Below are 25,818 nucleotides of genomic sequence, written 5' to 3' on the forward strand. Positions count from 1 at the left end.
AACCTGGCTATTCAGCTCGCCACACAGATCTTCAGCATATTGGTCCCGCCCGGCGCACCCATGGGTTCGCCGCAGGTGATGGCGTAGACATCGCCCTTTTGCACGATGTTGCGGTTCTTGAGGTGGCGCTCGGCCTGCTCAAGGGCCGTATCGCGGTCAGCACTGGTGTCCATGAGCAGGGGGCGCACGTTGCGGTACATGGCCATCTTGCGCTGCGTGGTCACCTTGGGCGTGAGCGCATAGATGGGGATGCGGATGCTGTGGCGGCTCATCCACAGCGCCGTGGCACCGCTGTCGGTCATGGCCACGATGGCCTTGGCGCCCAGGTGGTGGGCGGTGAACAGTGCGCCCATGGCAATGGACTGGTCGATGCGGCCAAAGGTCTGGCCGGTGAAGTCCGCGTCCAGGTGATGGTCTTCCGCCGCCTCGGCCGCTGCGCAGATGGTGGCCATTTCTTCCACGGTTTCGAGCGGGTAGCGGCCTGCGGCCGTCTCGGCGCTCAGCATCACGGCGTCGGTGCCGTCCAGCACGGCGTTGGCCACGTCACTCACCTCGGCGCGCGTGGGCACGGGGTTGGTGATCATGCTTTCCATCATCTGCGTGGCGGTGATGACGACCTTGTCCAGCTCGCGCGCCATGCGGATCATCTTCTTTTGCAGCGCGGGCACGGCCGCGTTGCCCACTTCCACCGCCAGGTCGCCGCGCGCCACCATGATCCCGTCGCTCACGCGCAGGATGGCTTCGAGGTGCGGGATGGCCTCGGCCCGCTCGATCTTGGCGATCAGGCCCGGCTTGTGGCGGTACTCGGACGCGGCCACATTGCACAGCTGGCGCGCCATTTCCATGTCGGTCGCGTTCTTCGGAAAGCTCACGGCCACGTAGTCGGCCTGGAAGCTCATCGCCGTGCGGATGTCCTCCATGTCCTTGGCCGTGAGGGCCGGTGCCGTGAGGCCGCCACCCTTCTTGTTGATGCCCTTGTTGTTCGACAGCTCGCCACCCACCTTGACGGTGGTGTGCACTTCCTCGCCGCGCACCGCATCCACCGTGAGCACGATCAGGCCGTCATTGAGCAGCAGCAGGTCGCCCGCCTTCACGTCGCGTGGCAGCTCCTTGTAGTCGAGGCCCACGCCTTCGATGTCGCCCAGTTCGGTGCGCGATGCATCCAGCACAAACTTGGCGCCCGACTCCAGCTGCACCTTGCCCTCGGCAAACTTGCCCACGCGGATCTTGGGGCCCTGCAGGTCGGCCATGATGGCCACCTCGCGGCCAGCGCGCTGGGCAGCGGCACGCACGGTGGCGGCGCGGTCGATATGGTCCTGCGCCTTGCCGTGGCTGAAGTTCAGCCGCACCACGTTCACCCCCGCTCGGATCATGGCCTCCAGCAGTGCCGGGTCGCTAGAGGCGGGGCCTAGGGTGGCAACAATCTTGGTGGCGCGGCGGGTAGGCATGGGTTTGTCTCTTTCTCTCGTTTGTCTGGTGGATGTAATCGAGTTTCAATTCTCACACGAAGCGGTTACAGGCGAGTTACCCCTTGCATCCGCCCTGCGGTCCAAAAGCCCCATCAGAGCAACGGGGATGACAACAGATGCGCCAGCACATGCGCCAGGATCGCCGCCTCCAGCCCGTGGCGCGCGTAGAGCCAGCCTGCCACCAGGCCAAAGGCCGTGTTGCCCACCAGCACAAACACCACGACGGGCACCGTCAATGCGCCCGCCAGCGCCTGCGCGGCAGGCAGATGCCCCAGCGCAAACAGCAGCGCACTGAGTAGCACCGCGCCAGCCACCAGCCCCTTGCCCGGCTGGCCCTGTCCGCCCTGCACCACGCGCCAGCCCAGCCACATCAGCAAGGTCATCACGCCCCAGCGCAACAGCAGCTCTTCGGTGATGCCGCCATACAGCAGCTTGACCACCAGCGGCATGGCGCTGGCAGGGTCCGACGGCTGGAGCGCTGCGGGCGCCACCTGGGACAGCACCCACAACCACGCGGCACCCACCACACCGCCCCCGATGCCAGGCAGGGACTGGACACGCAGCGCGGGGCCGATGGGCTGGCCGACCAGCCAGGAAGACACCACGGGCGCCCGCAGGCCCACGCGGGGCGCCAGCCACACGCCCACCGCCACAGCCAGCGCCAACAGCACGGCCGTCTGCAGCCCGCTGAGCAGCACCACCGCCCAGAGCGGCAACGGCAGCAGCGCCTCGTTGGCCTTCAACGGTGGCAGCAGCGCCCACACCACCGCCACCACGCCAGGCATGCCCAACAACCACAGCGCACCGCCCAGTCGCCACTTCGCGGGTTGCCCCGGGGCACCCGCCGATTCCGCCAACACAGCGTTGTCCACGGCCATGGGTTTGCCCACGCGCTCAGGCGCGCATTAGCGCTTCGATCTCGTCGGCCTTCACGGGCACGCCACGCGTGATCAGCTCGCAGCCCGTGTCCGTGACGATGGCATCGTCTTCAATGCGGATACCGATGTTGTGGAACTGCTCAGGCACGCCGTCGGCGGGGCGCACATAGATGCCGGGCTCGATGGTCAGAACCATGCCCGGGCGCAGCACACGGCTGGGGCGGTTGGTGATGGTCTCGCCCGAGAGCGGGTCCTTGCGCTCGCTCACCTGGCCTACTTCGCCGGGCTCCACGTAGCTGCCGCAGTCGTGCACATCCATGCCCAGCCAGTGGCTGGTGCGGTGCATGTAGAACTGGAAGTACGCGCGCTTGTCGATCACGTCCTGCGCCGACCCCACCTTGTTCTTGTCAAGCAAGCCCAGGTCCAGCATGCCCTGCGCCAGCACAGCCACCGTGGCGTCGTGCGGGTCGTTGAAGCGGGCACCCGCCTTGGTGGCAGCCACGGCCGCGTCCTGGCTGGCCAGCACCAGGTCGTACAGCGCACGCTGTGGGCCCGTGAATTTTCCGTTGGCGGGGAAGGTCCGCGTGATGTCGCTGGCGTAGCTGTCCAGCTCGCAACCCGCGTCGATCAGCACCAGCTCGCCATCACGCACCGGTGCGGTATCGGCCCGGTAGTGCAGCACGCAGGCATTCGCGCCCGCCGCCACGATGGAGCTGTAGGCCGGATACTGCGAGCCCGCGTCGCGGAACGCATGCAGCAGCTCGGCATCGAGGTGGTATTCACGCACATCCTTCCCGGCGCGCAGCATGCGGGCCGAGCGCTGCATGGCACGGATGTGGGCCTGCGCGCTGATGGCGCTGGCGCGGCGCATGATGTCCTGCTCGTGCGCGTCCTTGAACAGGCGCATCTCGTCAAGCAAAGTGCACAAATCGTTCTGCTCGGCGGGACAGATGGCTCCGTAGCGCACGCGCCCCCGCACCACATTGAGCCAGCCCTCCACGCGGGCGGCCAGACCGCTGTGCGTGGCGAACGGGTACCAGACGCAGCCCGTGTTTTCGAGCAGGCGCGGCAGCTTGCTGTCCAGTTCGGCCATCGAATGCGCGGCGTCCACGCCCAACGCGGCGGGCGCAGCGGCCGGGCCGAGGCGGTAGCCATCCCAGATTTCGCGCTCCAGATCCTTGGGCTGGCAGAACAGCGTGCTGCGGCCATCCTGGGCCAGCACCAGACAGGCACCCGGCTCGGTGAAACCGGTCAGGTAATAGAAGTAGCTGTCGTGGCGAAACAGAAAGTCGCTATCCCGGTTGCGCGGACGCTCCAGCGCCGTAGGAATGATGGCGATACCCCCGGGGCCCAGCTGGGCAGCCAGGTGCGCGCGGCGCTGGGCGTAGACAGAGGCAGGCACGGTGTTGTTCATGGCGCGTTGGAAGAAAAGGAGTTGAGTTCGGCCAGCCGCTCGGGCGTGCCCACATCGGTCCAGCGGCCGGTGTAGAGCTGCGCACTGACGCGGCCATTGTCCATTGCACGGCGAAGCAGCGGCGCCAGCGGGGCTTTGATGCCGCTGGGGTTTCCGGGCGGAATGTCGCACCACGGCGCTGCAAACAGCTCGGCGCGCAACAGGGCGATGGTGCTGTAGGTGTAGCGTGGCGCGGGGTCGTCGGCGGGCAGGTTCAGCGCCAGCCCGTCTGCCGACAGGCCAAAGTCGCCGCGCGGGTTATGGGCGGGGTTGGGCACCAGCCACAGGTGGGCCAGGTGGTGGCTGGCTTCAAAGGCCGCCACGGCGGCGCTGTCGAACACGAAGTCGGGGGCAAACACATCACCTGCCGCCAGCCAGAACACGGGCCCCAGCTGGGGCAGCGCGCGCGCGATGCCACCAGCGGTTTCCAGCGCACCGCCAAAGTCCACGCCTTCGCGCGAGTATGAAATTGATAGCTGCTTGCGCTTATCCATCAAGCGCTGAAGGCCGAAAACACCTAGAAAATGGTCGCTGATCTGCGCCCCCAGCCACGCGGTGTTGATCACCACCTGCTCCACACCCGCCTCCTGCAGCGCCGCCAAGTGCCACTGCAGCAGTGGCTGGCCCTGCACCGGCAGCAGAGGCTTGGGGGTGGTGTCGGTCAACGGGCGCATGCGCTCGCCACGGCCGGCGGCCAGCAGCAACGCGGGTACCTGGTGATGGGAGGCGGCACTAGAACTCATGCCGCCACCTCATTCACAGCACCCCGTTGCAGCGCATGGCGTTCCACCGTGGTGGGGTCGAACAGGGCCAGCAGCGCGTCCATCAGCGCCCGCGCCTTGCCCGAATGGTCGGCGCCAAAGTTGCACACATACACATCCAGCGTCACCGCGCGCTGCTCGGGCCATGTGTGCACGCACAGGTGGGATTCCGCTAGCAAAACAGTAGCAGTCACTCCGCCAGGGCCATGCGCCGTGGCCGGAAATTCATGAAACAAATGCCCCACGGGCTGCAGCCCGGCGGCGTGCACCGCATCGGTACAGACGTGGCCCAGGGCGGCGGCGTCCAGCAGCCAGGCAGGGGCACAGCGGCAGCCATGGAGATCGGCGGTGAGGTGCAGTCCTTGCATGGCCCGCACTGTAGTGCATTGCCACCGGGCTTCCGGCTTGCAGCCTGCGAATTCAGGTGGGCGAAAGCCGCCCCGGTAAAATGCCGGGTTTCCCCCGAATCACCCACCCTGAACCCTCCCCCCATGGCCAACACCCAGCAATCCCAACAGATGGCAAATGCGATCCGCGCATTGGCCATGGACGCCGTTCAACAAGCCAACTCCGGCCACCCCGGCGCCCCCATGGGCATGGCCGACATGGCCGTGGCGCTGTGGAGCCGCCACCTCAAGCACAACCCTACCAACCCCCAGTGGTTTGACCGCGACCGGTTTGTGCTGTCCAACGGCCACGGCTCGATGCTGCTGTACGCGCTGCTACACCTCACGGGCTACGACCTGCCGATTGGCGAGCTGAAGAACTTCCGCCAGCTGCACAGCAAGACGCCCGGCCACCCCGAAGTGGGCTACACCGCTGGCGTCGAGACCACCACCGGCCCCCTAGGCCAGGGCATAACCAATGCCGTGGGCTTTGCGCTGGCCGAAAAGCTGCTGGCCGCCGAGTTCAACCGCGAAGGCCATGCCGTGGTGGACCACCACACCTACGCCTTCCTGGGCGACGGCTGCCTGATGGAAGGCATCAGCCACGAAGCCGTGTCTCTGGCCGGCGCCTGGAAGCTCAACAAGCTGATCGCCCTGTACGACGACAACGGCATCAGCATCGACGGCCAGGTCGCACCCTGGTTTGCCGACAACACCCCCCTGCGTTTTGTGGCCAGCGGCTGGAACGTGATCGGCCCCATCGACGGCCACGATGCTGACAAGGTGGCCGCCGCCATCGAAGAAGCCAAGAAGCAGACCGAGCGCCCCACCTTGATCGTGTGCAAGACGCACATCGGCAAGGGCAGCCCCAACCGTGCCAACACCGCCAAGGCCCACGGCGAACCGCTCGGCGCCGAAGAAATCGCGCTGACCCGCGAAGCCCTGGGCTGGGCCAGCGAACCCTTCGTGATCCCCGAAGACGTGTACGCCAGCTGGGACTGCAAGGCCAACGGACAAGCTTTTGAGGCCGCCTGGAACGAGCGTTTTGCCGCCTACACCGCCGCCTTCCCCGAGCTGGCCGCCGAACTCACTCGCCGCATGAACGGCGACCTGCCCGCCAACTTTGCCCAGGTGGCCGTGGACACTGTGGTGGCCGCCCATACCAAGGGCGAAACCGTGGCCAGCCGCAAGGCCAGCCAGCTGGCGCTGGAAGCCTTCACCGCCGCCCTGCCAGAGCTGCTGGGTGGCAGCGCCGACCTGACCGGCTCCAACCTCACCAACACCAAGAGCACGCCCAACCTGCGCTTTGACATGCAGGGCAACGTGGTCAAGACCGAAGCCGCGAATGGCGACAAGGTCGGTGGCCGCCACATCAACTACGGTGTGCGCGAATTCGGCATGGCCGCCATCATGAACGGCGTGGCGTTGCACGGTGGCTTCATCCCCTACGGCGGCACCTTCCTCACGTTCAGCGACTACAGCCGCAACGCCATCCGCATGGCCGCGCTGATGAAGCAGCGCGTGATCCACGTGTTCACGCACGACTCCATTGGTCTCGGTGAAGACGGCCCCACGCACCAGTCCATCGAGCACGTGGCCAGCCTGCGCCTGATTCCGAACCTCGACGTCTGGCGCCCCGGTGACACGGCCGAAACCGCCGTGGCCTGGAGCGTGGCCCTGTCCAACCGCAACAAGCCCACCGTGCTGGCCCTGTCGCGCCAGAACCTGCCCTATGCGCCCAAGCGCGACCTGGGCGACATCTCGCGCGGCGCCTACGTGCTGAGCGAGCCCGCCGACGTGGGCATCAAGAAGAAGCCCGTGGCCGTGATCATCGCCACCGGGTCTGAAGTACAACTGGCCCTCAAGGCCCAGCGCCTGCTGGCCGACAAGAAGATCGGCGTGCGCGTGGTCTCCATGCCCAGCACCACCACCTTCGACCGCGAAGACGCCAAGTACAAGAGCAGCGTGCTGCCCGCCGGCGTGCCCCGCGTGGCCGTGGAAATGGGCGTGACCGACGGCTGGTGGAAATACGGCTGCGCCGCCGTGGTGGGCATCGACACCTACGGTGAATCGGCCCCTGCGCCCGTGCTGTTCAAGCACTTCGGCTTCACCGAAGAGAACGTGGCCGATGCGGTGCTCGTCGCCATCGGCGCCGCACGTCTGAAGCCCGCCAAGAAGGCCCGCTAAAACTTCTCCTGCCCGCTGTGCCCCGCTGCCAGCGGGTGCGCGGCGGCAGATTCCCGATTTCGACTTTGCAACTTTGAAGAGGCTCCCTATGACGATCAAGATTGGTATCAACGGCTTCGGCCGCATCGGCCGCAACGTGCTGCGCTCGGCCATCCAGAACTTCAGCGACATCGAAGTCGTGGGCATCAACGACCTGCTGGAGCCCGAGTACCTCGCGTACATGCTGCAGTACGACTCGGTGCATGGCCGCTTCAAGGGCGAAGTCTCGGTCGAGGGCAACACCCTGGTCGTCAACGGCAAGAAGATCCGCCTCACGCAAGAGCGCGACCCCGCCAACCTGAAGTGGAACGAAGTCGGCGCCGACGTGGTGATCGAATCCACCGGCCTGTTCCTGGACAAGGTCACCGCGCAGAAGCACCTGGACGCTGGTGCCAAGAAGGTCATCCTGTCGGCCCCCTCCAAGGACGACACCCCCATGTTCGTGTTCGGCGTGAACCACGACACCTACGCGGGCCAGGCCATCATCTCCAACGCATCGTGCACCACCAACTGCCTGGCCCCCGTGGCCAAGGTGCTGAACGACAAGTGGGGCATCAAGCGCGGCCTGATGACCACCGTGCACGCCGCCACCGCCACGCAAAAGACCGTGGACGGCCCTTCGAACAAGGACTGGCGCGGCGGCCGCGGCATTCTGGAAAACATCATCCCCTCCAGCACCGGTGCTGCCAAGGCCGTGGGCGTGGTGATCCCTGCGCTGAACAAGAAGCTGACCGGCATGTCCTTCCGCGTACCCACCTCCGATGTGTCGGTGGTGGACCTGACGGTGGAACTGGACAAGGCTGCCACCTACGATGAGATCAAGGCCGAGATGAAGGCCCAGTCCGAAGGCGCCCTGAAGGGCGTTCTGGGCTACACCGAAGACAAGGTGGTGGCCACCGACTTCCGTGGCGACACCCGCACCTCGATCTTTGATGCCGACGCTGGCATTGCCCTGGACGGCACCTTCGTGAAGGTCGTGAGCTGGTACGACAACGAATGGGGCTACTCGAACAAGTGCCTGGAAATGGTGCGCGTGGTATCCAAGTAAGTACGACTTGCGCAAAAGGGGATCAGGCGCCATGCTTGTCCCCGGAACGCAACGGCGGACTCAGGCCTGTTTGCGCAGGTCTTGAAAAGTTTTCCCTTTGAAGATGAAGAAGCGCTAGTAGCAACTACCCTGTTCAAGCCGGTCGCCTGCCAAGGCCACCGGCTTTTTTTTGCCCGCCCTCCGCGCATAGCAGGTACGGAACACCTGGCATTCAACGGTCACCCCCCCCAAGAGCTGCCGCTGCTGAGACCGCCACAGCCAGCGGCGCAGGCCCCGGCACCTGCCCTGGAGCACTTGCGATGTGCACCGTGCGGGTGGGGAAAGCAAACTCCACCCCCATGGCCTTGAACTCGCGCAGCAGCCCGAGGTTGATGGACTGCTGCAGGTCCATGTACACGTTGAAGGCCGGGTCTTCGACGATATAGACCACCTCGTAGTCGAGCGAACTGGCGCCAAACGCCTTGAAATGCGCGCGGTCAAAACGCAGCTGCGGCTGGGCTTCGATGAGCTTGCGCACCACACCCGGAATGGCCTCAGCCTGCTCTGGGGTGGTGTCATAGGCCACGCCAAACGTGAACACGATGCGCCGCCGCTCCAGCATGCGAAAGTTGCTGATGGTCTGCTTGAGCAGGTCGGTGTTGGACATCACGATCTGCTCGCCCTGCAGGCTGCGGATGCGTGTGGTCTTGAGACCAATCACCTGCACCGTGCCCGACACATTGCCCACCACGATGAAGTCGCCCACCTCAAACGGCTTGTCCACCGCGATGGCGAGCGAGGCAAACAGGTCTCCCAAGATGTTTTGCACCGCCAGCGCCACCGCAATGCCGCCCACGCCCAGGCTGGCGATGAAGGCCGTGATGTTCACACCCACATTCGACAAGATGGCCAGCAGCACCACGCTCCACAACAGCGTGCGCAGCCCCCAGGACATCAGCGTGGCCGAGGCACTGACCTGCGTCATGCCACTGGACGAGTGCCGCTCCACATAGCGGCGCACGCCAATGCCAATGGCACGCATGCCCCACAGGCCCATCTGCAGCGCCACAGCCACAAACCACAGCTGGCTCAGGCGACTCTCCCAGCGGCCGGGCAGGTCCAGCAGGCTCGCGCCCACGAGCAGAGCCACCACCAGCATCAGTGTGCGGCTGGTGCCTTCCAGCACATCCACCATGGTCAGCGCCATGCCGCTGTGCGACTGCGTGGCCCACACCTTGGCGCGGCGGGTCAGCAGGTGCAGCACCACAATGATGGCTGCATAGGTGGCCGTGGTGGCTGCCAGGGCCACGCACAGGCTCCACAACGGCACGCCGGCAAAGGTGGTCTCCTGGACCCAGGTCATAAAGGTGGATGGCTGCATGCGGGGGCTCTCCTCTTCGTGGTGCAGTGACGGGATGGGGGGCGCGGGGGCGGGGCTGATACACGGGGTCGACCCGTGACATCGGCCATGCAGGGCGCTTCAGCCCCGCAATGGAGCGCTGAGGTGCGCAACGTCCTTGATCGAGACCCCGTGGAAGTCAGAGTTCCGCAGTTGATCAGGCAACGGCCAATGCGCCGCTGGTCTGCCCCGTTTGCAAGTGTTCGTAAGACATGCCCCACAGCAATACAGAGGCAGGGCCTACGCCCCGGTACTGCGCGGGCCCCAACAATGCATCAACACCAGAGCACCGCTGGCTGCCCGCCCGAAATCTCGGTGCGGCACATCCCACAACCTCCACAGGAGTCCACCACACCATGCATTCATCCGCACTGATCCGCACCGCCACAGCGGCACTCGCACTGGGCGCACTGGCCGCCTGTTCCTCCACCCCCGCACCCACCGAGCAAATGGCCGTGAGCCGCACCACCGTGAACCGCGTTGCGGCTGCCCCGGCGGTGGCCACCAGCGCCCCCGTGCAGTTGCAACAAGCGCGCGAGAAGCTCATGCAGGCCGAAAAAGCCATGGCTGAAAAGGACTATGTGGCCGCGCGCCGCCTGGCCGCTGAGGCCGAGGTAGATGCCCGCGTGGCCGAAACCCGCGCCGACGCCGCCAGCAATGCCGCCAACCTGACGCAAGTGCAAGACGGCATCCGAGCGCTGCAAGAAGAAATCAACCGCCGATCGCCGCGCTAGGCCAGCGCCAGACGTTGGAGCCCTAGCGCCCAACCTGGACTCACGCCCAACACCGCTGGGGCCCCGCGATTGACCTCCCCCAAAATCTCAAGGAACACCTGACCATGCATCGCTTTTTTCACCGAACCACCGCCCTGTGCACCAGCCTGATTGCCGTAGGCCTGCTGGCCGCCTGCGCCAGCACCACCCCATCGCCCGCGCTGGAAGAGGCCCGTACCGCAGTGAGCACCGCTGCAGGAGACCCGGCCGTCAACCAGTACGCGCAGCTCGAACTGAAGCAAGCCACCGACGCACTCGCCAAGGCCGACCGCGTGTGGGCCGATGACCGCGACACGTCCGAGACCAACCACTTGGCATACATCGCCCGCCAACGCGCCGAGATCGCCACCAACGCGGCCCGCGCGCGCCAGCTCGATGCCAACATCCAGCAAGCGGGCAGCGAAGCCGACCGCATCCGCCTGCAGGCCCGCACCCAAGAGGCTGACGCAGCCCGCCTGCGCGCCCAGCAAGCCCAACAACAGGCGATGAGCGCAGAGCAACGTGCAGCCCAACAGCAGGCCCAGGCCACGGCCGCCATGGCCCAGGCCAACGCCGCACAAGACCGTGTGCGCGCCCTCGAAGCACAACTGCGCGAACTCGAAGCCCAACAAACCGAACGCGGCCTGCTGGTCACTCTGGGCGATGTGCTGTTTGCCTTCAACAAGGCCGAGCTCTCCGCCCAGGCCGGCCCGCGCCTGGACAAGCTGGCCAACTTCCTCAAACAGTTCCCGGACCGCAAACTGCTGATCGAGGGCTACACCGACAGCGTGGGTAGCGACAGCTACAACCAGGACCTGTCAGACCGCCGCGCCCAAGCCGTGCGCGACGCGCTGGTGCAGCGCGGCGTGGACACCAGCCGCATCACCGCACGCGGCTACGGCAAGGCCCACCCCGTGGCCGACAACGCGTCGCCCGAAGGCCGTGCGATGAATCGCCGCGTGGAGATCGTGATCGCCGATGACAAGGGCAACCTGCGCGGCAGGTAAAGCGCCCCCCTGAGGCGCCACGCGCCTTCACTCCGCTCTCGCATCGCTGCGCGTTGCGGGCAGGGGGACGCCGCCATCGCACGCTAACGAAGCGCCGCCCGTGCGGCTTGGCGGCCATTGCGCGGCGGCCACTGGCTTGAGCCACGCCGGTTTCTGCGGCCTATATCAATAAACGCGTCAAAGACCGCGCCGCTTACGCCGCGCGGTCTTCAAACGTTTCAGTGTCCACTTCGCGCGCGCTCTGGGCGTTGTAGCGGTTGCCCACCACCGTGCGCTCATTGATTAGCGCGCCCAGACGCTCCATGGTGGCCGCATCCAGTCGCACGTTCACGGCACCCAGGTCGTCGTGCAGATGCTCCACGTTCGTGGTTCCAGGGATGGGGATGATGTGCTCGCCTTGGTGCAGCAGCCACGCCAGGGCCAGCTGGGCGGGTGTGCAGCCCACATCGCGTGCAATCGCCTGGTAGCCATCGAGCAGCTTCAGGTTGGCCGCATACGCCTCGGGTGCAAAACGCGGCATGGCACGGCGGATGTCCTTGGCGTCCAGCGTGCTCACATCGGTCAAGCCGCCACACAAGAAACCCCGCGCCACCGGGCTGAACGCCACAAAGGCCACGCCCAGCTCGCGGCAGGCGTCCAGAACGGCAATCTCGGGGTTGCGCGTCCACAGCGAATACTCGGTCTGCACCGCCGTGATCGGGAACTCGGCATGCGCGCGGCGCAGCGTGGCAGCAGACACCTCGGAGAGACCCACAGTGCGAATGTGCCCGCGCCGCACCAGCTCGCCCAGTGCGCCCACGCTTTCCTCAATCGGCACGCTCTTGTCCCAGCGGTGCAGGTAATACAGGTCGATCACATCGGTCTGCAGGCGGCGTAGGCTGTCTTCGCAGGTCTTTCGCAGCGTATCGGGCCGCCCGTCGATCACGCGCACCAGCTTGCCGTCACCCGCCACATCCACGCCCTGCATGCCGCATTTGCTGGCCAGCGTGAAGCGGCTGCGGTGCTGCTTCAACACACGGCCCACCAGGTTTTCGTTGGCTCCAAAGCCATAGAGCGTGGCGGTGTCGAACAGCGTCACGCCCGCATCAAGTGCAGCCAGCAGCACGCGCTCGCCCTGCTCGGCAGACACAGGCGCGCCATAGGCGTGCGACAGGTTCATGCAGCCCAGGCCGATGGCCGAGACGGAGAAAGGTCCAAGGTTTCTTTGTTGCATGTCGCGAGCTTACGGCAAGCGCGGCAACCCAGCGGGTGGCCCGGGCTTGGGTGCGGAGCCTAAGATTTTGCGGCCGATGGCCGCTTTGCCCACAGCTCAATGCGCTCACCCGCAGCGCAGGCGGCCACCAACTCCGCAAACCGTGCCTCGCGGGTCGCATCGCGCTTGGCGGATGCGACCCAGTGCAGCATGCTCTTGCGATAGCTGGGTGGCGTGGACTCCTGAAAGAACTGCCACGCGGCCTTGTTGCGCTGGAAGGCGCTCTGCAGCGACGCCGGCAGCTCGACCACTGCCGCCAGCTCGTGGGAATAGATGGCCGACTTGTACGCCTTTCGATGGGCAAAGGCCGCGAGCCCCGCAGGCGTCATGCGGCCTGCCGCCTGCAACTGCTCCACCTTGGCGATGTTGACCGCGCTCCAGATGGACGACGGCTTGCGCGGGGTAAAGCGGATCGAATACGTGTGCTCGTCGATGCGCCGCCGGATGCCATCGATCCAGCCAAAGCACAGGGCTTCGTCCACCGACTCCGACCAGCCCATGCTGGGGCGGCCCGAACCCACCTTGTGAAAGCCCACCAGCAACTCCGGCGCGCTGTCTGCATGGCGCTCCAGCCACTGGCGGAACGCCTTCGGGGTGGCAAAGAAGGTGGGGGTGGTCTGGGAGGCCATGGTGCTGCGAACGTCTTTTTGTGCAGGCGGGCGGCTGGCAATTGCTGTTGTGCGGGTGCGTCGGCTAGGCCACCACGCCTTCGTGCGCCAGCTCGGCGCATGGCCCCAGGGGCAACACGCACAGTGTCACGCCATCCAGCGTAAGCACCAAACCCAGTTGCCCACCTACCTGCACCACACCACCCGCCGTGGCCCGTGGGCGTCGGGCTTGGTGCTGCAACGGGAGCACGGCATGCACCGCACCATGTATGGCCAATGCACTGACCGGCGGCTGGCGCAGCAGGGCCCACAGGCCCTGTGCGTCCCGCGATTGCAGCGACTGCAGGTACAGGCGCAGCACCGCAGGGTCGGCGTCCTTGGATTCATCGCGCCCATCACCACGGCGGGCCTCCTCTTCGGCCCGCCGCAGGCGTTGCAACGCGCGGCGCAATTGCTGGCGGCTGGCCGCCTCCGTCCGGCCGGTGGCCTGCGCCAGCTCGGCGTGGCTGGCATCGAACACAGCATGCAGCAGCACCGCAGCCCCCTCCACGGGCGTCACGCACGCCGCCAGCCGCCGCAACGCCAGCGTGGCTTGCTGCGCCAGCGCGGCATCGGCCTCTGCCGAAGGCGCGACCGAAACGAGGGCATCCCCTTGCGCTGCCTGGATGGTCTCTGCCGCCCACTGCGCCATCCACTGACGGCGACGCAGTCGATCAATGGCCAGGTTGCGCACCACCGTCAGCAGCCACGCCTGGGCCGCATTGAGCGCCGGGGCGTTGGCCTCCAGCGCACGCACATAGGCGTCCTGCACGGCGTCCTCGGCCTCGACCGGGCCCAGCAGGCGCGTTGCGGCACGCAGCAAGGTGCTGCGGCTGGCGTTCACCAGCGCCATCAGGTTTTCATCGTTCTGCATCGGGGCATGGTGCCACAGGCTGAAGCCGGCCACACATCGGCAGACAATGGCTCGCAGGCTGTTGTCACTACCTCCGTCACATGGGTTGGCGGCGTTCAACAGCCCGCAGCGCGAGAGGGCCGCCAGTCAACTTTCCCTGCGCCTTGCCGATAACCAGGGATGCAAATTGCCAGCACCACCTCCACCACCGGCCCGGTCTCTTCCTCCAGTGGCAGCAGCGACATCGCCAAGCTGCAAAAGCAGCTGCGCGAGCTGACCGAGCAGCTCAAGGGCTTGGCCAGCTCCGACATGGATGCCAAGGCCAAGCAACAGAAAGCCAAGTTGCTGCAGGCCCAGATTCAGATGGTGCAGGCCCAGATCACGGCGATACAGCGCGCGCAACAGCAAGAGCAGCAACGGGCCCAGGCGGCGAAGGCCGAAGGCGCGGCGGCCAGTGCCGCGCAGCAGCAGAAGGCCCAATCGGTAAAGAATCCACCTGCTGGGCTGGGCAACAACGTCGATACCTACGCCTGACAAGAACGGCTTTCTGAACGGGTGGCCTCTGCCTGCGGCCCCCGCCCCGGCATACACCAGCGCCACATTCGCCTGCGGCGTCCGCGACAAGCTCCGCCCGCCATTGCATGGACAATCTCGGCATGTCTGGCGCACCTACTACCACTTCACATCCCTCTTCCGCCCACCCCGTCTTGATCGCCGGTGGTGGCATTGGTGGCATGGCCACTGCCCTGACCCTGCACCAGATCGGCGTTCCCTGCGTCGTCTTTGAATCGGTGCCCGAGCTGCAGCCGCTGGGCGTGGGCATCAACCTGCAGCCCAACGCTGTGCGGGAGCTGCACGACCTGGGGTTTGGCAACGAAGTGCTGGACACCATTGGTCTGCAGGCGCGCGAATGGGCGCTGGTGGGGCGCAACGGCAACGAGGTGTACGCCGAGCCACGCGGGCTGGAGGCGGGCTACCACTGGCCGCAGTATTCGGTGCACCGGGGGCAGCTGCAGATGATGCTTTACAACGCCGTGCGCGAGCGCCTGGGCGACGATGCCGTGCAACTGGGGCAACGCGTGGTGGGCTACCGGCAGGATGCCGATGGGGTGACGGCCATCATCGAGACGCGCAATGGCGAGCGGCGCGATGTGGCAGGCTCGCTGCTGATCGCCGCCGATGGCCTGCACTCGGCCGTGCGGGCGCAGATGCACCCCACGCAGCCGCCCATCCAGTGGGGTGGCGCCATCATGTGGCGCGGCACCACGCCGGGGGTGCCGGTGCGCACGGGTGCTTCGTTTGTGGGCGTGGGCTCGCTGCGGCACCGTGTGGTGTTCTACCCCATCACACCGCCCGACCCGGCCACGGGCCTCGCCACCATCAACTGGATCGCTGAGATCACGGTGGACAACCAGGGCGGCTGGCAGCAGGGCGACTGGAACCGGCGCGTGGCGCTGGAGGAATTCGCTCACCACTTTGATGGCTGGAACTACAGCTGGCTCGACGTGCCCGCCATGCTGCGCGGCGCCAAGGACATTTTTGAGTACCCCATGATCGACCGCGATCCAGTGCCCACCTGGGTGGACGGCCGCGTGGCGCTGCTGGGCGATGCCGCACATGTGATGTACCCCGTGGGCTCCAACGGCGCCAGCCAGGCCATCGTGGATGCGCGCGTGCTGGGGGCGCAGCTGATTGCGCAGGGCGTGGGCCCGCAGGCGCTGCGTGCCTATGACGACCAGCTGTGCAAGGACATCTCGGCGCTGGTGCTGCGCAACCGGGGCTCCGGCCCCTTTGGCCTGCTGGGGCTGGTGGACGAACGCTGCGGCGGGGTGTTCGACCACATCGACGACGTGCTGCCGCGCGAAGAGCGCGAAGGCTTCATGGCGCGCTACAAGGCGGCGGCGGGGTTTGCGATCGAGACGCTGAATGCGGCGCCGCCCACCATCGCGCCGGGGCAGCGCGTGGCCGCAGGCTGAGGGGTGTCACGCCCGGCGTGTCTCGTTCGTCATGGCAGTCCTGTCACTCTTTTCAAGGACCTGCCCCCATGGACACGCCAGACACCAACAACCCATCCTCCACCCAAGGCTCCGAGCCGCGCACATCGTACCTGGAGGAAAAAGCCTTCAAGGCCCGCACCCTGCTGGTCTTCGGCACCATCACCGACACCCTGGCCGCCGATGTGGCGCGGCGGCTGATTGCGCTGGATGCCGAGAGCGCCGAGCCCATCGACATGCTGGTGAGCTCGCCCGGTGGGCACCTGGAGTCGGGCGACACGATGCATGACCTGGTGCGCTTCATCACCGCGCCGGTGAACATGATCGGCACCGGCTGGGTGGGCAGCGCGGCCACGCACCTGTACCTGGCGGCGCCGCGCGAGCGGCGGTTTTGCCTGCCCAACACACGCTTTCTGATCCACCAGCCCAGCGGCGGCGCAGGTGGCCCGGCCAGCGACATTGCCATCCAGGCGCGAGAGATTGTGAAAGCCCGCGAGCGCATTGCGCGCACCATTGCCCGGCAGACGGGCAAGCCGCTGGAGGTGGTGCTGGCCGACATCGAACGCGATCACTGGCTGTCGGCCGAAGAGGCGGTGGACTACGGCCTGGTCTCGCGCATCATCGAGAACAAGGCGGCTTTGAAGGGATGAAGCAGCACGCCCCTTCAAGCTATTAAATACATAGCTGCTAGCGCTTTATGGATGGGCGCTAGCAGCTAATTTGGCTCGAAATCAGCCTGCGTTGAGCTGCAGTTCCAGGTTGTGCAGCACCTGGTAGCACGGCAGCACCTGCGCCACGCTGGCGTTGGGCTCGCGGCCTTCCTTGATGGCGGCGAAGAACTCGCGGTCCTGCAGCTCTATGCCGTTCATGCTCACATCGACCTTGCTCACGTCGATCTTTTCTTCCTTGCCATTCACCAGGTCGTCGTAGCGCGCGATGTACGTGGCCGAGTCGCCGATGTAGCGGAAGAAGGTGCCCAGCGGGCCATCGTTGTTGAAGCTCAAGCTCAGCGTGCAGATGGCACCATTGGCCGCCTTAAGCTGGATGCTCATGTCCATCGCAATGCCCAGCGTGGGGTGGATAGGGCCCTGGATAGCGTTGGCCTTCACGATGGGGCTGCCGGCCTGGTAGGCGAACAGGTCCACGGTGTGCGCAGCGTGGTGCCACAGCAGGTGGTCCGTCCAGCTGCGCGCCTGGCCCAGCGCGTTCATGTTGGTGCGGCGGAAGAAGTAGGTCTGCACATCCATCTGCTGGATGTTGAACTCGCCTGCCGTGATCTTTTTGTGCACGTACTGGTGGCTGGGGTTGAAGCGGCGGGTGTGGCCGCACATGGCCACCAGGCCGGTCTGCTTTTGCAGGGCGACGACTTTCTCGCCATCGGCCAGCACGTCGCACAGCGGGATCTCGACCTGCACGTGCTTGCCCGCCTCCAGGCAGGCAATGGTCTGGCTGGCGTGCATCTGCGTGGGTGTGCACAAAATGACGGCGTCCACTTCCTTGATGGCCAGGCTGTCGGCCAGATCGGTGGTGACATGCTTGATGCCGTACTTGTCGGCCACTTCCTGGGTCTTGGCCAGGTCGCGGCTGATGAGGGAGACGACTTCGACGCCGTCGATGTTCTTGATGCCGTCCAGGTGCTTGATGCCGAAGGCGCCAGCGCCTGCGAGTGCGACTTTGATGGTCATGGTGTGTGTCCTTTTACGTGTTCTCGAGAATCAGGTGGCCCACGGCGGTGTTGGACGCGGGCACATGGTAGAAGCGGTGCGCCAGCTTGGGTGGCTTGCCACCGGCCACATCGGTCATCGCGCCACGCGCGATGAGCCACATCACCAGCTCGATGCCCTCGCTGCCCGCCTCGCGCACATAGTCGATGTGCGGGATGCTGGCTGCGGCCTCGGGGTCGTTGATGAGCTTGTCGAGGAAGGCGTTGTCAAACTCTTTGTTGATGAGGCCGGCGCGCGGGCCCTGCAGCTGGTGGCTCATGCCACCCGTGCCCCAGATGTGCACGTTCAGGTCTTCGTCATAGCTCTCCACGGCCTTGCGGATGGCCTGGCCCAGGTTGTAGCAGCGGCGGCCGCTGGGCACCGGGTACTGCACCACGTTGACGGCGAACGGGATCACCGGGCAGGGCCAGGCGCCCTTCACCGGGTCTTGTTCGCCAAACATCAGCGACAGGGGCACGGTCAAGCCGTGGTCCACGGCCATCTTGTTGACGATGGTGAGGTCAAAGTCCTGCTGGATGACCGACTGCGCAATGTGCGCGGCCAGGTCAGGATGACCAATGACCTTGGGCACGGGGCGCGGGCCAAAGCCCTCATCGGCCACTTCATATTCGGCAGCGGTGCCGATGGCGAACGTGGGGATCAGGTCCAGGCTGAAGGCCGTGGCGTGGTCGTTGTAGACCAGGAAGATCACGTCGGGCTTGTTGTCCTTGATCCACTGCTTGCCAAAGTCATAGCCCGCGAACACGGGCTTCCAGTAGTCCTCGTGGGTCTTGCCCAGGTCCATAGCCGCGCCAATGGCTGGCACGTGCGACGTGAACACGGAGGCGGTGATTTTGGCCATCGTCAAATTCCTTTCTTGCCCGCGCTGCCTTGCGGCTGGCGGTGCGCCTGGGCGTCGCCATCTTCGCCCACGTAGCGGTTGCCTTCGGCGCTGCGGCCGCCGTTGATCATCATGTTGCGGTATTCCTCTTCGGTCATGCCGGTCATGCTGCCCGCCATCTGCTGAAAGCTCTTGCCGTCGGTCGAGCCGATCTTGGCCAGGAAGTAGATGTTGCCGCCCAGGCGAATGCACCAGTTCAGGTCGCGCGCCAGCACGGCCTGCTTCTGCTCTTCGGTCATCGCCCATTCGTCCAGGTAGGCGCGTTCGTTGGCCTTGAAGCGGACGCGGTTCTCGGCCTTCATCAGGCTCATGCAGAACTGGTTGAGCCAGTAGCCCTTGCGGCTTTGCTCGGCGTCGAAGATGGTCGTGCCGGGCACGTCGAGGTAGGGTTTATCGAGAGACATGGTGTCAGTCCTCCACGGTGACTTCTTCGGGCCAGTACAGGCGCATGGGGTTGTCCACCAGCAGCTTCTTTTGCAACTCCGGTGTCGTTGCGATGTGCGGGATGAAGTCCACCAGCAGGCCATCATCGGGCATGTGGTCCTTGAGGTTGGGGTGGGGCCAGTCGGTGCCCCAGAGCACACGGTCGGGGAACTCTTCCACCACGCGGCGGGCGAAGGGGATCACGTCGGTGTAGGCGTTCTGCTCGCCGTTCAGGGCCTTGGGGCCAGTCACGGAGAGGCGCTCGGGGCAGCTCACCTTGCTCCACACATTGGGGTGCTGGCGCATGAACTTCAGGAACAGTTCGAACTCCGGCCCATCCACCGGCTTGCTCACATCGGGGCGGCCCATGTGGTCCACCACCACCGTGGTGGGCAGGGCGGTGAAGAAGTCCCACAGCTCGGGCAGGTCCACCGCTTCAAAGTAAATCACCACATGCCAACCCAGCTGCTGGATGCGCGCGGCAATCTCCATCAGCTCGTCCTTGGGCGTGAAGTCCACCAGACGCTTGACGAAATTGAAGCGCACGCCACGCACACCGGCGTCGTGCATGGCCTGCAGTTCTTCGTCAGTGACCGAGCGCTTGACGGTGGCCACGCCACGCGCCTTGCCGCCCGAGTGCACCAGCGCATCGACCATGGCGCGGTTGTCCGCGCCGTGGCAGGTGGCCTGCACCACCACGTTGCGCGCAAAACCCAGGTGGTCGCGCAGCGCGTACAGCTGGTGCTTGCTGGCATCGCAGGGCGTGTACTTGCGCTCGGGCGCGTAGGGGAACTCGGCCCCGGGGCCGAACACGTGGCAATGCGCGTCCACCGCACCGACAGGCACCTGGAACCGGGGTTTGCTCGGACCCGCGTACCAGTCGAGCCAGCCAGGGGTTTTTGTGAATTCGCTCATGCGCGTACTCCTTGGTTTCTTGCAGGCTCGCAGATCAGTCGAGGGAAACGTTGGCCTTGCGGATCACGTCGCCAAAACGCTGGCTCTCGTCCTTGACGAACTGGTTGAACTGGGCGCGCGTGGTGGGGAACTGCTCGTAGCCAAAGGTCTTGAACTTCTCCGCCACTTCGGGGCCGGTCAGGGCCTGTTCGATGTCTTTGCGGATCTTGTCGGCCACGGCGGCGGGCAGGCCGGGCGGCACGGCAATGGCATTCCAGCCCGTGACGGCAAAGTCCTTGGGGCCACCCGATTCGGCCACGGTGGGCACATCGGGGAACTCGGCCGAGCGCTGGGGCCCTGCAAACGCGAGCAGGCGCAGCTTGCCCGCGCGGTACAGCGGGCCTGCAGTGGCGGCGCTGCCCAGCGCAAAGTCGATCTCGCCGGTGGAGACCGAGGTGTAGAGCTGCGTGGTCTCCTTGAAGATCACATGCTCCATCTGCGTTCCGGTGGCCGATTCGAACAGCTCCGAGCCTAGGTGCACCGGGTTGCCCACCGACCAGCTGCCGTAGTTGAGCTTGCCAGGTCGCGCCTTGGCGTCGGCCACGATGTCGGCCACGGTCTTGTACTTGCTGCCCGTGCCCACGGTGAAGAAGAAGTGCGTCTTGAACAGCGGCAGCAGCGTGTCGAAGTCCTTGGCCACGTCGTAGGGCAGCTTCTTGAACAGGCTGGGGTAGGCGGCCAGGTGCACGTTGTCCAGGATGAGCAGGTCGTGACCATCCTTGGCGCCGCGTTTCCAGGCGTCGATGGCGATGAAGCCGTTGCCGCCGGGGCGGTTTTCCACGATCACGCCCGTGCCCCAGGTGCGCGAGAGCTTGTCGGCCACCAGGCGGGCCACGCCGTCGGGGCCGCCGCCCACGGGGAAGGGGCTGATGATGCGCACCTGCTTGGTGGGGAACTGCTGCGCGGCAGCGAATTGCGGCGCCAAAGCTGCGGCCGCGGCCACGCCCAATGCCAGGGACAACGTGCGGCGGAGACGGAAAGAGGGAGACACAGAGAACGTCATGGAATACAGAACAGAAGAAAAACGATAGCTATAAAATTAATAGCCACTAGCGCTTGTTGAATAAGCGCTAGAGACCAAAAAGACTTAAGACCGGAGTTCAGTCGATGTACCTGAGGCCTGCCTTCTCCAGGCCGGGGCGCATGTTGTACATATCGAGGCCCAGCACGCCGCTGGCCAGCTTGGCGCGCTTTTCGCCTTCAAAGCTTTCGCGCTTTTGCGCGGCGGCCAGGGTCTCGACCGCGCGGGCGGCAGGCACACACACCACACCGTCGTCGTCGGCCACGATCACGTCGCCCGGCGTGACCAGCGCACCAGCGCACACCACGGGGATATTGACCGAGCCCAGCGTGGCCTTGATGGTGCCCTTGCTGCTGATCGCCTTGCTCCACACGGGGAAGTTCATTGCCTGCAGCGTCTTCACGTCGCGCACACCGGCGTCGATGATGAGCGCGCGGGCGCCACGGGCCTGAAAGCTGGTGGCCAGCAGGTCGCCAAAATAGCCGTCGGTGCACTCCGAGGTGACGGCTGCCACCACGATGTCGCCGGGCTGGATCTGCTCGGCCGCCACATGCATCATCCAGTTGTCGCCGGGCTGCAGCAGCACGGTGACGGCTGTGCCGCTGACCTGCTGGCCGCCGTAGATGGGGCGCATGTAGGGCTTGAGCAGGCCCACGCGGCCCATGGCCTCGTGCACGGTGGCCGAGCCGAGGGCAGCCAGGCCGTCAGCGGCTGCGCGGTCGGCACGGGTGATGTTGCGGTAGACAACGCCTAGTTCAAACATTTCAGAGCCCCTTTGCTTTCAGACGGGTATCGAGTCGGGAGAACACACGGCGCGTATTGGCTTCGTAGATCTGGTGCTTGTCTTCGGCACTCAGGATCGTGGACGCCTCGATGTAGCGCTTGGTGTCGTCGTAGTAGTTGCCGGTGGTGGGATCAATGCCCCGCACCGCGCCGATCATTTCGCTGGCGAACAGCACGTTCTTCACCGGGATCACGGTGTTGAGCAGGTCGATGCCGGGCTGGTGGTACACGCAGGTGTCGAAGTACACGTTGTTCATCAGGTGCTCGTCGAGCAGGGGCTTCTTCATCTCCTGCGCCAGGCCACGGAAGCGGCCCCAGTGGTAGGGCACCGCGCCGCCGCCGTGCGGGATCAGGAACTTGAGCGTGGGGAAGTCCTTGAACAGGTCGCCCTGGATGAGCTGCATGAAGGCCGTGGTGTCGGCGTTCAGGTAGTGCGCGCCGGTGGTGTGAAAGCACGCGTTGCAGCTGGTGCTCACGTGGATCATGGCGGGCAGGTCGTACTCCACCATCTTTTCGTAGATGGGGTACCAGTGCTTGTCGGTCAACGGGGGGCTGGTCCAGTGGCCGCCGGAAGGGTCAGGGTTCAGGTTGATGCCCACGGCGCCGTATTCGTGCACGCACTTTTCCAGCTCAGGGATGCAGGTGGCGGGGTCCACGCCGGGGCTTTGCGGCAGCATGGCCACGGGCACGAAGTGGTCGGGGAACAGCGTGGAGACCCGATAGCACAGCTCGTTGCAGATGGCGGCCCAGGTGCTGGACACATTGAAGTCGCCGATGTGGTGGGCCATGAAGCTGGCGCGCGGGCTGAACAGCGTGATGTCGCTGCCGCGCTCTTTCATCAGCTTGAGCTGGTTGGTCTCGATGGACTCGCGCAGCTCGTCGTCGCTGATGTGCAGGTCTGCCACTTTGGGCATGGCCGCGGGGTCTTTGATGCCGGCGATCTGCGCATTGCGCCAATTCTCCAGCGCCTTGGGGGCCGTGGTGTAGTGGCCGTGGCAGTCGATGATGAGGCTCATTTTTGGGTGCTCCTGTAAGGTGTTCTTGTGATCGGTCAGGCAGGCTCCATGCCCTGCTTGCGTTTGGCTTCGGCCGCAGCGGGCGAAGCCAGGTAGGCCAGCAAGGCGCGGGCAGCTTCCGGCTGCTGCGTCAACGCGCCGATGCCCGCTGAAAAAGTGGTGGTGATCTGGATGGCGGGCGGCAACGGGCCCACGATCTGGATGCCCGGCACGTGCAGCAGCTCGCTCAACTGTTGAAAGCCCAGCGCCACCTCGCCCTTGGCCACCAGCGAGCCCACCGGCACCCCAGGGGGCGCCTGCACCATGCGCGGTGCGATCTGTTCGGCAATGCCCCAGCGCTCGAACAGCTTGGCCAGTGCCACGCCGCTGGGGCCGGTGGACAGGCTGATGCTGGGCGCGGCCAGCACGGCCTGGCGCACTGCGTCTTCGGTGCGGATGTCGGGCAACGGTGCGCCTGCAGGCACGGCCACGGCCACGCCGGAGTGCACCCAGTCCACCTTGCTGCCGGGCAGCAGGTGACCCGCAGCCAAAAGCTTGTCGATGGCGTCGGAGGCGAGGATGACGACGTCGAACGCCTCACCGGCCGCCACACGCTTGGCCGCGTCCACGCCGCCCACCGATTCGATGGCGGCCTGCGTGCCCGATTGCTGCGCAAACCCGGACACCAGTTCGGCCAGCACCTGGCGCGTGGCCATGGACGAAATGCCGCGAATTTCTGGGGGGGTCATGCTGTGTCTCCTGCCGGGCTGCGGGTGGCCCGCGCGTTGCGTGCGCTGGGGTTCCATGGCGCTGATTGTGGTCAGCGCAGGGCCAAACAAGAAGGCGGCACCGGCACTACCAGATATATCATTCCGTGATCGTTGACTTGGAGCTATTCAAATAGCAGAGAGCATTCCCCATGGACCTCAAGCAGATCGAATACTTTGTGCGCGTGGCCGAGCTGGGTAGCTTTACCCGGGCTTCGGTGGTGCTGGACATTGCCCAGCCCGCCCTGAGCCGCCAGGTGCGCCTGCTGGAGGTGGAGCTGCGCCAGAACCTGCTGGTGCGCAATGGCCGGGGTGCCACGCCCACCGAGGCGGGCAAGCTGCTGCTGGAGCATGGGCGGGGCATCCTGCACCAGGTGGAGCGTGCGCGCGAAGAGCTGGGCCGCGTGCGGGGCGCCCTCGCCGGGCGTGTGGCCATTGGCCTGCCGCCCAGCATTGCCAAGGTGCTGACCGTGCCGCTGACCCGCGCCTTCCGCGTGAAGCTGCCCGATGCGGCGCTGGCCATCAGCGAAGGGCTGTCGGTGGCCATGCGCGAGTCGTTGACCACAGGGCTGCTCGACATTGCGCTGCTCTACAACACGCCCCCTGCGCCGGGCATCGAGATCACCGCGCTGCTGGAGGAAGACCTGTTCCTGGTACAGCGCCGCGCCGTGGGCCAGAGCGAGGCGGAGGCAGATGCCCTGGCCCGCACGCCCCTGCCGCTGGACGAGCTGCCCCGCTTTCCGCTGGTGATCCCCACACGCCCCAACTCGATCCGCATGCTGGTGGAATCGGAACTGGCCGCGCGCGGCAAACGCCCCCAGATCAGCCTGGAGATCGACGGTGTGGCCGCCATCCTGGACCTGGTGGCCGATGGCGCGGGCTGCGCGGTGCTGCCCATGAATGCGGTCACCACGTCGGGCAAGCCCGAGGTGTTCATTACGCGGCCGATTCTGGGTGCGAGCATGGATGGCGAGGACAGCGCAAGGCTGCGCAGCAAGCTCTTCTTGGCAGTGAGTTCGCAGCGCCCGGCCACGCTCACGCAGCAGGCGATGGCGGAGCTGATTCGCAGCACCTTGCAAGCGTTGTACAGGAGCCCCCCCTGAGGCGCTGCGCGCCCCGGTGCAGCCGCCCGAGGTGGCAGCTCTTCGCGAACGTCCAAGCCTGTACAAGCAGGCTTGGAGCAGAGGCCCATCAAAGGGACCGAGGCGTCAGCCCGCGGCCCCAGGTGATGACAAACTTTCTAACAAGCGATCCGCATAGTCCTGCCAGCGCGCGTCCTGGGGCAGACCTTGAAAGATGCCTTCGCGCGCCAGGTCGGCCACCCACTGCTGCTTGTCGGCAATGGCTGATGCCATCAGCGGCGCCATGCCTGCTTCACCCACAGTGCGGGCCGACTCGCGCATCTCTTCGGCGCGGCGCTGGCCGTGCTGCACCACGCGGCTGAAGAAGTAGCTGCCCTGCTTTTGCCAGTCGATGGACGGAAAGGTCTCGGCCAAGGTGGGCAGCACATGGTCTTCCACACCGTAGTGGCGGGCCGTTGCATAGCTCTCCATCACCAGCGCCTCCAGCCCCTTGATCATCACGCTGCGGCACATCTTGATGGCACTGGCCACGCCCAGCTGGTCGCTGACCGGCTTGGCGTCCATGCCCCACCCGTGCAACACAGGCGCCAGCGTGGCGGCGTGGGGGCCTCCGAGCAGCATGGGCACGGCGATGCCATAGGGCGGCACCGACGTCATCACCCCCGCCTCGACGTACCGGGCGCCACGCGCATGGATCAACGCGGCGGCCTGCTGCTTGGTGCCGGGGGATGCGGAATTGAGGTCCAGAAAGAACGCGCCAGGCGCAATGTGCAGCGCCACCGCCTCGGCCACCGCCAGCGTGTTGCTGGCCGTCACGGCCGACACGATGAGCTGGCGCCCGGCGCACAGGGCCGCAACGCTGTCGGCCGCAACCGCGCCCGCCACCTGTGCGTGGGCGAGCGGCTCGGGGCCCTTCGCAGGGTCGATGAACTTCAGGTCCCATACCGTCAGATCGCTCACACCGGCTTTGCGCAGGCCTGCTGCAAAGATGCGGCCCACTTCGCCGTAGCCGACGATACCCAGGCGGTCCACGCGGTCCACAGGGGGCAAGACTGGGTTCTCTTCGGTCTGCATGGTGCTATCAG

General features: G+C 65.8%; 26 protein-coding genes. 8 read left to right on the forward strand and 18 right to left on the reverse strand.

Annotated features, from left to right (window positions below):
- Positions 1–11: 11 nt before the first annotated feature.
- From pyk to KW832_RS16210, 5 genes are all read right to left on the reverse strand, one after another.
- Positions 12–1,448: a pyruvate kinase gene (gene pyk / locus KW832_RS16190; protein WP_055398460.1), complete on the reverse strand. Its 1,437-nt coding sequence runs from the start codon at positions 1,446–1,448 to the stop codon at positions 12–14.
- A 113-nt stretch (positions 1,449–1,561) separates the two neighbouring features.
- Positions 1,562–2,347, reverse strand: a complete 786-nt coding sequence (locus KW832_RS16195; RefSeq protein ID WP_218300941.1) for a CPBP family intramembrane glutamic endopeptidase — start codon at positions 2,345–2,347, stop codon at positions 1,562–1,564.
- Between the two features lie 16 nt (positions 2,348–2,363).
- The gene (locus KW832_RS16200; RefSeq protein ID WP_218300940.1) at positions 2,364–3,761 is read right to left on the reverse strand and encodes an aminopeptidase P N-terminal domain-containing protein; all 1,398 of its coding nucleotides are present in this window, start codon (positions 3,759–3,761) and stop codon (positions 2,364–2,366) included.
- Complete coding sequence (locus tag KW832_RS16205; protein WP_218300939.1) at positions 3,758–4,543, reverse strand: nucleotidyltransferase family protein; 786 nt, start codon at positions 4,541–4,543, stop codon at positions 3,758–3,760. Before KW832_RS16205 ends, KW832_RS16200 begins: the two co-directional genes overlap by 4 nt.
- Positions 4,540–4,929, reverse strand: coding sequence for an S-adenosylmethionine decarboxylase family protein (locus KW832_RS16210; RefSeq protein ID WP_218300938.1), 390 nt, complete (start codon positions 4,927–4,929; stop codon positions 4,540–4,542). The genes KW832_RS16205 and KW832_RS16210 overlap by 4 nt, the downstream gene beginning before the upstream one ends.
- 123 nt (positions 4,930–5,052) lie before the next feature.
- Here KW832_RS16210 and tkt point away from each other — a divergent pair, with 123 nt between their 5' ends.
- A complete protein-coding gene (gene tkt / locus KW832_RS16215; RefSeq protein ID WP_055398465.1) occupies positions 5,053–7,134 on the forward strand; it encodes a transketolase in 2,082 nt (693 codons plus the stop codon).
- 88 nt (positions 7,135–7,222) lie between these two features.
- The gene (gene gap / locus KW832_RS16220; RefSeq protein ID WP_121421498.1) at positions 7,223–8,221 is read left to right on the forward strand and encodes a type I glyceraldehyde-3-phosphate dehydrogenase; all 999 of its coding nucleotides are present in this window, start codon (positions 7,223–7,225) and stop codon (positions 8,219–8,221) included.
- A gap of 211 nt (positions 8,222–8,432) precedes the next feature.
- On the opposite strand, the gene KW832_RS16225 is transcribed toward gap, so the two are convergent.
- Positions 8,433–9,581: a mechanosensitive ion channel family protein gene (locus KW832_RS16225; protein ID WP_218300937.1), complete on the reverse strand. Its 1,149-nt coding sequence runs from the start codon at positions 9,579–9,581 to the stop codon at positions 8,433–8,435.
- Positions 9,582–9,955: 374 nt separating this feature from the next.
- Between KW832_RS16225 and KW832_RS16230 the strand changes: the two genes are divergently transcribed.
- Positions 9,956–10,333: a DUF4398 domain-containing protein gene (locus tag KW832_RS16230; RefSeq protein WP_055398468.1), complete on the forward strand. Its 378-nt coding sequence runs from the start codon at positions 9,956–9,958 to the stop codon at positions 10,331–10,333.
- Between the two features lie 104 nt (positions 10,334–10,437).
- Positions 10,438–11,358 (forward strand): OmpA family protein, encoded by a 921-nt coding sequence (locus KW832_RS16235; RefSeq protein ID WP_055398498.1) that lies wholly within the window; start codon positions 10,438–10,440, stop codon positions 11,356–11,358.
- Between the two features lie 193 nt (positions 11,359–11,551).
- On the opposite strand, the gene KW832_RS16240 is transcribed toward KW832_RS16235, so the two are convergent.
- From KW832_RS16240 to KW832_RS16250, 3 genes are all read right to left on the reverse strand, one after another.
- Positions 11,552–12,571 carry an aldo/keto reductase gene (locus KW832_RS16240; protein WP_218300936.1) on the reverse strand — a complete coding sequence of 340 codons (1,020 nt, stop codon included), beginning with the start codon at positions 12,569–12,571 and terminating at the stop codon, positions 11,552–11,554.
- Positions 12,572–12,630: 59 nt separating this feature from the next.
- Positions 12,631–13,239, reverse strand: coding sequence for a YdeI family protein (locus KW832_RS16245; protein WP_218300935.1), 609 nt, complete (start codon positions 13,237–13,239; stop codon positions 12,631–12,633).
- A gap of 64 nt (positions 13,240–13,303) precedes the next feature.
- Entirely contained in the window at positions 13,304–14,131 is an 828-nt protein-coding gene (locus KW832_RS16250; RefSeq protein WP_218300934.1) for a sigma-70 family RNA polymerase sigma factor, read from the reverse strand.
- A 159-nt stretch (positions 14,132–14,290) separates the two neighbouring features.
- On the opposite strand from KW832_RS16250, the gene KW832_RS16255 reads away from it, so the two are divergent.
- The 3 genes from KW832_RS16255 to KW832_RS16265 all read left to right on the forward strand — a co-directional run bounded on the left by KW832_RS16255 (position 14,291) and on the right by KW832_RS16265 (position 16,754).
- Positions 14,291–14,644, forward strand: coding sequence for a FlxA-like family protein (locus tag KW832_RS16255; RefSeq protein WP_218300933.1), 354 nt, complete (start codon positions 14,291–14,293; stop codon positions 14,642–14,644).
- Positions 14,645–14,766: 122 nt separating this feature from the next.
- Positions 14,767–16,086 carry a flavin-dependent oxidoreductase gene (locus tag KW832_RS16260; RefSeq protein ID WP_218300932.1) on the forward strand — a complete coding sequence of 440 codons (1,320 nt, stop codon included), beginning with the start codon at positions 14,767–14,769 and terminating at the stop codon, positions 16,084–16,086.
- A 68-nt stretch (positions 16,087–16,154) separates the two neighbouring features.
- Positions 16,155–16,754, forward strand: a complete 600-nt coding sequence (locus KW832_RS16265; RefSeq protein ID WP_218300931.1) for an ATP-dependent Clp protease proteolytic subunit — start codon at positions 16,155–16,157, stop codon at positions 16,752–16,754.
- Between the two features lie 81 nt (positions 16,755–16,835).
- Here the strand turns inward: KW832_RS16265 and KW832_RS16270 are convergent, their stop codons facing one another.
- The 8 genes from KW832_RS16270 to KW832_RS16305 form a co-directional block, all read right to left on the reverse strand.
- Complete coding sequence (locus tag KW832_RS16270) at positions 16,836–17,789, reverse strand: Gfo/Idh/MocA family oxidoreductase (RefSeq protein ID WP_218300930.1); 954 nt, start codon at positions 17,787–17,789, stop codon at positions 16,836–16,838.
- Positions 17,790–17,802: 13 nt separating this feature from the next.
- A complete protein-coding gene (locus tag KW832_RS16275) occupies positions 17,803–18,669 on the reverse strand; it encodes a class III extradiol dioxygenase subunit beta (RefSeq protein ID WP_218300929.1) in 867 nt (288 codons plus the stop codon).
- 2 nt (positions 18,670–18,671) lie between these two features.
- Positions 18,672–19,112: a protocatechuate 4,5-dioxygenase subunit alpha gene (gene ligA / locus KW832_RS16280; protein WP_055398479.1), complete on the reverse strand. Its 441-nt coding sequence runs from the start codon at positions 19,110–19,112 to the stop codon at positions 18,672–18,674.
- A 4-nt stretch (positions 19,113–19,116) separates the two neighbouring features.
- Positions 19,117–20,046, reverse strand: coding sequence for an amidohydrolase family protein (locus tag KW832_RS16285; RefSeq protein WP_218300928.1), 930 nt, complete (start codon positions 20,044–20,046; stop codon positions 19,117–19,119).
- A 34-nt stretch (positions 20,047–20,080) separates the two neighbouring features.
- Positions 20,081–21,088 (reverse strand): tripartite tricarboxylate transporter substrate binding protein, encoded by a 1,008-nt coding sequence (locus KW832_RS16290; protein WP_055398481.1) that lies wholly within the window; start codon positions 21,086–21,088, stop codon positions 20,081–20,083.
- A 97-nt stretch (positions 21,089–21,185) separates the two neighbouring features.
- The gene (ligK, locus tag KW832_RS16295; protein ID WP_218300927.1) at positions 21,186–21,869 is read right to left on the reverse strand and encodes a 4-carboxy-4-hydroxy-2-oxoadipate aldolase/oxaloacetate decarboxylase; all 684 of its coding nucleotides are present in this window, start codon (positions 21,867–21,869) and stop codon (positions 21,186–21,188) included.
- A gap of 1 nt (position 21,870) precedes the next feature.
- A complete protein-coding gene (locus KW832_RS16300) occupies positions 21,871–22,905 on the reverse strand; it encodes an amidohydrolase family protein (protein WP_218300926.1) in 1,035 nt (344 codons plus the stop codon).
- Positions 22,906–22,940: 35 nt separating this feature from the next.
- A complete protein-coding gene (locus tag KW832_RS16305; protein WP_218300925.1) occupies positions 22,941–23,633 on the reverse strand; it encodes a substrate-binding domain-containing protein in 693 nt (230 codons plus the stop codon).
- 170 nt (positions 23,634–23,803) lie between these two features.
- Here KW832_RS16305 and KW832_RS16310 point away from each other — a divergent pair, with 170 nt between their 5' ends.
- Entirely contained in the window at positions 23,804–24,754 is a 951-nt protein-coding gene (locus KW832_RS16310) for a LysR substrate-binding domain-containing protein (protein ID WP_121508259.1), read from the forward strand.
- A 105-nt stretch (positions 24,755–24,859) separates the two neighbouring features.
- Here KW832_RS16310 and KW832_RS16315 read toward each other — a convergent pair whose 3' ends face one another.
- Complete coding sequence (locus tag KW832_RS16315) at positions 24,860–25,807, reverse strand: NAD(P)-dependent oxidoreductase (protein ID WP_255577812.1); 948 nt, start codon at positions 25,805–25,807, stop codon at positions 24,860–24,862.
- Positions 25,808–25,818: the final 11 nt, after the last annotated feature.

The sequence above is a fragment of the Acidovorax sp. sif0632 genome, from assembly GCF_019218805.1.
Taxonomy (GTDB): Bacteria; Pseudomonadota; Gammaproteobacteria; order Burkholderiales; family Burkholderiaceae_C; genus Acidovorax; species Acidovorax facilis.